Below are 1,283 nucleotides of genomic sequence, written 5' to 3' on the forward strand. Positions count from 1 at the left end.
TAGAGATGGATCCGGAAATTTGAACAACTCCTATAAGTGATACTCTGCTCCTCAAATGATGTTATAAACATCAATATATGGAGTATTTTATGGCACGTAGACCAAGAAGAAATCATTCAAACGACTTTAAGGCTAAGGTAGCACTTGCTGCGATCAAAGCAGAAAAAACACTTGCTGAATTGAGTTCTGAGTTTGATGTTCATCAAAACCAAATTATTGACTGGAAAAATCAATTGATCTCAGCTTCCTCACAAGCTTTCGATCAATCAAAAGCTCCATCAGAACCTCCCATTGATCTTAAAAAGTTACATGCAAAAATCGGTGAGCAGGCATTAGAAATTGATTTTTTAGAAGGTGTGTTGAAGAAACTGGGCCGCTTCAACCACAAAAGTTAATCGATCACTCACTTCAGATTTCAGTATCTAAACAAGCTAAGTTACTGAAAGTCTCTCGTGGTTGTTATTATTATCGCCCAAAACCTGTTAGCTCATCAGATCTGAAGCTGATGCGATGTATTGATGAATTACATATGCAATATCCTTTTGCAGGCAGTCGTATGATGCGTGATTTGTTGAATCGTCAAGGGCATCATATAGGACGACGTCATACACGTACTTTAATGAAGAAAATGGGTATTCAGGCGTTATATTGCAAACCAAATTTAAGCCAGGCTAATCAAGCTCACCGTAAATATCCATATCTGCTCAAAGGATTGGCTATTCAGCGCAGTAATCAAGTGTGGTCTACTGATATAACGTATATCCCTATGGCAAAAGGCTTTGTTTATTTATGTGCTGTGATTGATTGGCATAGCCGCAAGGTACTTGCGCATAGGGTATCGATTAGTATGGAGGTGGATTTTTGTATTTCGGCTTTAAATGAAGCGATTGAAAAATATGGATCACCTGAAATATTGAATACAGACCAAGGCAGTCAGTTCACCAGTGATGCATTTATTGATGTATTGAAATCAAATGGCATTCAAATCAGTATGGATGGTAAAGGTCGATGGGTAGATAATGTGATGGTTGAACGATTATGGCGGAGCGTTAAATATGAAGAGGTGTATCTCAAAGCTTATAGCAGTGTCACAGATGCGAAAAAGCAATTGAGTGCATATTTTGAGTTTTATAATCTGAAACGACCTCATTCGAGTCTAGACAAAATGACACCAAATGAGTTTTACTATGATCAGCTACCCCAACAAAACAAGGTGGCTTAACTAGAGCGGAATATCACTTATAAATACGCTTTTAGTTGTTCAAACAAGTGGAACCACCTCT

At 37.9% G+C, this 1,283-nt stretch carries 1 protein-coding gene; it reads left to right on the plus strand.

All coding sequences use genetic code 11. From position 1 onward, the window contains the following. Positions 1-77: 77 nt before the first annotated feature. A protein-coding gene (locus tag FTT73_RS16095; RefSeq protein ID WP_099046175.1) for an IS3-like element ISAba14 family transposase occupies positions 78-1,222 on the plus strand; the annotation gives its coding sequence in 2 pieces (ribosomal slippage) (positions 78-342 and positions 342-1,222; 1,146 coding nt in all). The last annotated feature ends 61 nt before the right edge of the window (positions 1,223-1,283 follow it).

The sequence above is a fragment of the Acinetobacter sp. YH01006 genome, from assembly GCF_013420445.1.
Classification (GTDB): domain Bacteria; phylum Pseudomonadota; class Gammaproteobacteria; order Pseudomonadales; family Moraxellaceae; genus Acinetobacter; species Acinetobacter pseudolwoffii.